Raw genomic sequence first — 7016 nt, forward strand, 5'->3', positions numbered from 1 at the left:
GGGCGTTCGATACAGATCCTTCTACAAAGCGAATGCCCAGTACAATTATGCTCCATTCTTTACTCGATGGGCGTTCGATACAGATCCTTCTACAAAGCGAATGCCCAGTACAATTATGCTCCATTCTTTACTCGATTCTCCAAAGTTGTGATCGATCATGGGGCTTAAGCTCTCTCTCTCTGTTTTTTACTTTGGTTTAAAGATTAGGTTGTATTGGTTGCACTTTTTTAATTATTGAAGGTGGTAGGCCCATAGTTGGTATTTGCAGGGTGCTGTATCAGGAAATAAAAATGGATTGTTTTGTTTTGGTGTGATTGGAAGTGTAATTCACTTTGGCGGGGTTTTTAATCCTATAGATGTAGGGGGTTAAGGCTTTCTTTGGCTATTTCTGCGGCGAATAACTCTGCCCTTGATCCGGCTCCTTTCTTGCGTAGAATTGAAGAGACGTGATCACGTACTGTGAAATCGCTTATTCCAAGTGATATGGCAATTTGTTTGTTTGTATTTCCTTGGAGAAGTGCTTTTAGGACTTCTTGCTCCCTTTTTGTCATGTGTTAACAGCTCCCGGTTGTTTTTGTTTAAGTACTAATTAGTAGAGGCGTTTGCCTGTGAGAGAGTAAATCGGTTCCAGAGCCCATTCGTAAAGACGGCGTTCGTCCTGGAGAATATCGGCTTCCAATAGCATGCCAGCCTGCAGCGGTAGCGAATTACCGTAGACGGCAATGTTCTGTGAGTCGAGTGCGACGGTTACGCGATAAAAAAGTTCAGACGGCGGAGCAGTGCTATAAAGAGCACTAGCAATATAAGTAGGTAACTCCTGAGCTGCGTAGGGGCTTTTCGTCGATTCTAAGATTCGTCCTTGGGCCATTCCGAATTTCTGATAAGGGTAGGCGGCGTAGCGCATTAACACGGTTTGCCCTTTTTCTATAAACCCCGCTTGACGAGAAGCAATATATAAGTGAGCAGTAAGATTTTCTCCTTGAGGGATAAGGCTAGCCAGCAGTGAGCCGACCTCAACTTGTTGACCTTTTTGCACATTCAAACCAGTAACGGTACCGGCAAACGGTGCCACGCTTATCTGTTTCAGACGGACATCGTTTTCCGCCTGCTCCTGCTTGACCAAGGAAATGCTGTTATCTATCTCTGCAGCCTCGGCGCGATGTCGCAGTTCGACCTCTTGTCTTTGCGCCAACAGTTCCATGCGCTCCCGATTTAGACTCGCACGAGCTCGTTGAATACTTTGCTGTTGCCCCTGCAGCGCTAGAAATTCCCCTTCTCCTTTTTGAAGCTGTGCAACAGAAATGAAGTCAACGGCTGCCAGTTCGTGCTGCCGTTGCTGTTGTGTTTCAGACAGTGCCACCCGCCGTTTTAGCAGTCGTATTTCTTCTCGAAATTGACTCAGCTCTTCGGTAATCGCAGTGAGGCGACCATCAAGCATGAATAGAAGTCCTCTGCGACGCTCGTTCGCCAAGTTGAGGTTGCGCTCAGTTATTTGCATGCGTTGAGTGAGTTGCTCTGAGACGAGATTTTGTACACCGCCCGTTGTACCGAAGCGTTCGCCAGAAACGATGAATAGAGCTTGGCCAGTCTCAACGGCTTGTCCTTCCTTAACAAGAACCTCTGTCAGTAATCCTGTGCCCACAGACGTTAGACGCAACATTCCCTGCTCTGGCATAAGCAAGCCATTAACAGTCGATTTACGGGTATAGGTTCCGAAGTAGGCATAGGTCATCAACAGTAGTATCAAAATGCCGGCGAGGATGGCGGCTACACCGTACCCCCAAGGTTGATGGATCAACACGCTACCGAAGCGTTGTTCGTTCTTCGCGTTAGCAACTTCAGAGCGAAATAAAGTCAAGGTTTCGGACATTGATTTAGAGTCTTCTTGAGGTTTGGATGAGCTTCATCTCGCTACGGCGGGAGTGCCACCAAAAGACTATCAACGAAACCTTTCACTCACTAGTTCACGCAAACCGCCAAAACTTGCGGGAAATATCCTAGGAGATTGTCCGGAAACCTCGCTGTGTAATGCAGAAACATCGTGGTCAATTCTTGTTCCTACAGAGCTATTACCCTTCTGTGTAGGATTTCTTTTGCTGCTAAGCCCGCGCTTATTCCCATAAGCCATAAGCACCACACTTTGCGTGATATGGCCTGCGAACGTTTGTCGGTATGATAGTCGCCCCCGCAGTCTGGATTGCGAATACGCCATGACCTTGCAGTACCCAACCATCGCCGATTGCGTCGGCAACACTCCGCTGGTTCGTTTGCAGCGCCTGCCCGGCGCCACCAGCAATACCCTTTTGCTAAAGCTCGAAGGGAATAACCCGGCGGGCTCGGTCAAGGACCGGCCGGCGTTGTCGATGATCACTCGCGCCGAGTTGCGCGGGCAGATCCACGCCGGCGATACGCTGATCGAAGCAACGTCCGGTAACACCGGGATTGCTTTGGCGATGGCGGCCGCGATCAAGGGTTACAAGATGATCTTGATCATGCCGGACAACTCCAGCGCCGAGCGTAAAGCCGCCATGACGGCTTATGGCGCCGAGCTGATCCTGGTCACCCAGGAAGAAGGCATGGAAGGCGCCCGCGACCTCGCTCAGCGAATGGAAGCCGAAGGCCGTGGCAAGGTGCTGGACCAGTTCGCCAACGGGGACAATCCCGAAGCGCACTACACCAGCACCGGCCCGGAAATCTGGCGTCAGACCGAGGGCACCATCACCCATTTCGTCAGTTCGATGGGCACCACCGGCACCATCATGGGCGTCTCGCGCTACTTGAAAGAGCAGAACGAAGGCGTGCAAATCATTGGTCTGCAACCGATGGAAGGCTCGGCRATTCCGGGCATCCGTCGCTGGCCGCAGGAATACCTGCCGAAGATCTATCAGGCTGATCGTGTGGACCGCATCGTCGACATGGCGCAAAGCGAAGCCGAGGACGTGACCCGTCGTCTGGCCCGTGAAGAGGGCATCTTCTGTGGTGTGTCCTCGGGCGGTGCGGTGGCAGCGATGCTGCGCCTGTCGAAGGAAGTTGAAAACGCGGTGATCGTCGCGATCATCTGTGACCGTGGCGACCGTTACTTGTCGACCGGCATTTTCGACGCGCCTAACTGATGGCCAAGCACGAGAGAGGCCTGCGCTTCCAACCCACGGGCGGCAGCAAGGCCCCACAAATCCCGACCGGCAAAAAGCAGCGCTTGAGTATCGAGCGTTTGGCCAATGACGGTCGCGGTATCGCCTTTTTTGAAGGTCGCACCTGGTTCGTCATTGGCGCGTTAGCCGGTGAAGAAGTCGAAGTGCGGGTGTTGGGTGCTCATGGCAAAGTGGTCGAGGCGCGCACCGAGCGCGTGTTCCAGGCCAGTGAGTTGCGTCGCCCGGCACCGTGCCCGCACGCCGGTCGCTGTGGCGGCTGCAGTGTGCAGCACCTGCCCCATGCCGAACAACTTGCCCTGAAACAGCGCATGCTCGCCGAGCAATTGTCGAAGGTCGCCGGCGTCGAACCGCAAGAATGGGCTGAGCCGTTGAGCGGGCCGGAATTCGGTTACCGACGTCGCGCCCGGGTCGCGGTGCGCTGGGACATGAAGACGAAAAAACTCGAAGTCGGATTTCGTGCCGCGGGCAGTCAGGACATCGTAGCGATCAACGAATGCACGGTGCTGGTACAGCCCTTGCAGCCGATCATGACCCGCTTGCCGGAGATGCTGCGTCGCTTGAGCAAACCTCAGGCGCTGGGGCATGTGGAATTGTTCAGCGGTTCGTCGTTGGCCGTGTTGCTGCGGCATATGGCACCGTTGTCTGACGCTGACATGACGATCCTCAAGGATTTCTGCGCCTTCCATGAGGCCCAGTTGTGGCTGCACGGAGAGGGCGAACCGCAACCGGTCGAAGCCGGCCAGTCGCTGGGTTATCGCCTGGAGCGTTGGGACTTGAACCTGGCCTACCGGCCCGGGGATTTCATTCAGGTCAATGCCGGGGTCAACGAAGCGATGGTTGCCCAAGCGCTGGACTGGCTCAAGCCTCAGGCGGATGAGCGGGTTCTGGATTTGTTTTGTGGTCTGGGTAATTTCGCCCTGCCACTGGCCAAGGCTGTTCGTGAAGTGGTGGCGGTGGAAGGTGTGCAGGCCATGGTCGAGCGCGCCGCCTTAAACGCGGCTAGCAATAATCTGCATAACGCGAAGTTTTTTCAGGCCGATTTATCCCAGCCTTTGACTAATGACGAATGGGCGCGCGAAGGCTTTTGTGCGGTACTCTTGGACCCACCGCGTGACGGTGCTTTCGAGGTGGTGCGCAAGCTGGCGTCCCTAGGCGCCAAACGGTTGGTGTATGTGTCGTGCAACCCGGCAACGCTGGCGCGCGATACAGTTGAGTTGATCAAGCAGGGCTACCGGTTAAAACGTGCCGGGATTCTCGATATGTTTCCTCAAACGGCACATGTCGAGGCCATGGCGTTATTTGAAACGAGCTAGGACTGCTCGTCTGGTCCGACTGGCCCGCCCGTGCAGCTCTCGCATCAGCCCCGTGAGGGCAATCGGGCAACGAAGGTCAGCGATTTGACGCATTGAATCTGCGTCATAGGGAAGGTAAGCAAGATGGTACAGGTGAGAGCACACCAGCCGATCAATACAGACGGCAGTATCAATCTCGAGGCTTGGCTCGATCATGCGGTCAGTGTCGATCCGGCACTGGATCGCGAAGCCTTGAAGGAAGCGTGCGAGTTCGCTCGTATGTCTGAACAACAGGCCAATGCGGCGAAAAATCTCTGGTCCGAAGGGACCTCGAGTTTCCGCACGGGCCTTGAGATCGCCGAGATTCTCGCCGACCTCAAACTCGATCAGGACTCTTTGGTCGCCGCGATCCTGTACCGTGGCGTGCGCGAAGGCCAGATCCTGTTGCCTGCCATCAGCCAGCGTTTCGGTCCGGTGGTGGCCAAACTCATCGACGGCGTGCAGCGCATGGCGGCGATCAGCGACAGTCTGAGCCCGCGTAAAACCATGGTGCTGGGCACCCAGGGCCAGGTCGAGAACCTGCGCAAAATGCTGGTGGCCATGGTCGACGACGTTCGCGTTGCGCTGATCAAGCTGGCTGAACGCACCTGCGCGATTCGTGCGGTGAAAACCGCCGACGACGAGAAGCGCAACCAGGTCGCCCGCGAAGTCTTCGACATCTACGCACCGCTGGCTCACCGCCTCGGCATCGGTCACATCAAGTGGGAACTGGAGGACTTGTCCTTCCGTTACCTTGAGCCTGAACAGTACAAGCAGATCGCCAAGTTGTTACATGAACGTCGCCTGGATCGCGAACGCTTCATCAGCGACGTCATGAGCCAACTGAAAAACGAATTGCACGCCACCGGCGTCGATGCCGACATCAGTGGCCGGGCCAAACACATCTATTCGATCTGGCGCAAAATGCAGCGCAAGGGTCTGGAATTCAGCCAGATCTACGACGTGCGCGCCGTACGCGTGCTGGTGCCGGAGATGCGCGATTGCTACACCGCGCTCGGCATCGTCCACACCCTGTGGCGGCACATCCCGAAAGAATTCGACGACTACATCGCCAACCCGAAAGAGAACGGCTACCGCTCGCTGCACACGGCGGTGATCGGTCCTGAAGGCAAGGTGCTGGAAGTGCAGATCCGCACCCACGCCATGCACGAGGAAGCCGAGCTGGGCGTGTGCGCGCACTGGCGCTACAAGGGCACCGACGTCAAATCCGGCTCCAACCACTACGAAGAGAAAATCTCCTGGCTGCGTCAGGTCCTCGAGTGGCACGAAGAGCTGGGCGATATCGGCGGCCTGGCGGAACAGCTGCGGGTCGATATCGAGCCGGACCGGGTCTACATCTTTACCCCGGACGGTCACGCCATCGACTTGCCCAAGGGCGCGACGCCGCTGGACTTCGCGTACCGCGTGCACACCGAGATCGGTCACAACTGCCGTGGCGCCAAGATCAACGGGCGCATTGTGCCGCTCAACTACAGCCTGCAAACCGGTGAACAGGTCGAGATCATCACCAGCAAGCACGGCACCCCGAGCCGCGACTGGCTGAACCCGAACCTGGGTTACATCACCACCTCGCGGGCGCGGGCGAAGATTGTCCATTGGTTCAAATTGCAGGCGCGCGATCAGAACGTCGCGGCCGGCAAGACCCTGCTTGAGCGTGAACTCAGTCGCCTCGGCCTGCCAGCCGTGGACTTCGACAAGCTGGCCGACAAGGCCAACATGAAGACGTCCGAGGACATGTTCGCGGCCTTGGGCGCCGGTGATTTGCGCCTGGCGCAACTGGTGAACCTGGCGCAGCAACTGGTCGAACCGGAACGAGGCAACGAACAGCTTGAATTGATCCCGCGCAAAGCCACCGGCTACAAACCGGGCAAGCGCGGCGACATTCAGATCCAGGGTGTCGGCAACCTGATGACGCAAATGGCCGGCTGTTGCCAGCCGTTGCCGGGGGATGCGATTGTCGGTTACATCACTCAGGGCCGTGGCGTAAGCATTCACCGCCAGGACTGTGCCTCGGTGCTGCAGCTGGGCGGTCGCGAGCCCGAGCGGATCATCCAGGTCAGCTGGGGTCCGGTGCCGGTGCTCACCTATCCGGTGGACATCGTCATTCGCGCCTACGACCGTTCCGGTTTGCTGCGTGACGTGTCGCAGGTGCTGCTCAATGAGCGGATCAACGTGCTGGCGGTCAACACCCGCTCGAACAAAGAGGACAACACCGCGTTGATGTCCTTGACCATCGAGATCCCGGGGCTGGATGCGTTGGGGCGGTTGCTGGGGCGGATTTCCCAGTTGCCGAACATCATCGAAACCCGCCGTAACCGGACGCCTTGAAATCGATCCCTGTAGGAGCAGAGCTTGCTCGCGATTGCGATTTACCCGACACACCGCCATCGCGAGCAAGCTCGGCTCCTACAGGTTCGCCAAATGAGATGATTGATGTACAGCCTTGAAGACCTGCTGCACTTGATGAAGCGGCTGCGCGACCCGCAGTTCGGTTGCCCGTGGGACATCAAGC

General features: G+C 56.5%; 5 protein-coding genes and 1 pseudogene. 4 read left to right on the top strand and 2 right to left on the bottom strand.

Annotation, left to right across the window (positions count from 1 at the left end):
* Positions 1–327: 327 nt before the first annotated feature.
* Positions 328–551, bottom strand: a pseudogene (locus AC1DSG_RS24935) (LuxR C-terminal-related transcriptional regulator).
* A 38-nt stretch (positions 552–589) separates the two neighbouring features.
* Positions 590–1870, bottom strand: a complete 1281-nt coding sequence (locus AC1DSG_RS24940) for an HlyD family secretion protein (RefSeq protein ID WP_477793280.1) — start codon at positions 1868–1870, stop codon at positions 590–592.
* Between the two features lie 340 nt (positions 1871–2210).
* Between AC1DSG_RS24940 and cysM the strand changes: the two genes are divergently transcribed.
* From cysM to AC1DSG_RS24960, 4 genes are all read left to right on the top strand, one after another.
* On the top strand, positions 2211–3113 hold the full coding sequence (gene cysM / locus AC1DSG_RS24945; protein ID WP_477793281.1) for a cysteine synthase CysM: 903 nt from the start codon (positions 2211–2213) through the stop codon (positions 3111–3113).
* Complete coding sequence (gene rlmD, locus AC1DSG_RS24950; protein ID WP_477793282.1) at positions 3113–4465, top strand: 23S rRNA (uracil(1939)-C(5))-methyltransferase RlmD; 1353 nt, start codon at positions 3113–3115, stop codon at positions 4463–4465. The genes cysM and rlmD overlap by 1 nt, the downstream gene beginning before the upstream one ends.
* Before the next feature lie 123 nt (positions 4466–4588).
* Positions 4589–6832 (top strand): GTP diphosphokinase, encoded by a 2244-nt coding sequence (relA, locus tag AC1DSG_RS24955; protein WP_477793283.1) that lies wholly within the window; start codon positions 4589–4591, stop codon positions 6830–6832.
* Positions 6833–6937: 105 nt separating this feature from the next.
* Positions 6938–7016 (top strand): hypothetical protein (locus AC1DSG_RS24960; RefSeq protein ID WP_477793284.1); only part of this gene is annotated, 79 nt, incomplete at its 3' end.

The organism is Pseudomonas sp. P5_A12, from assembly GCF_056400685.1.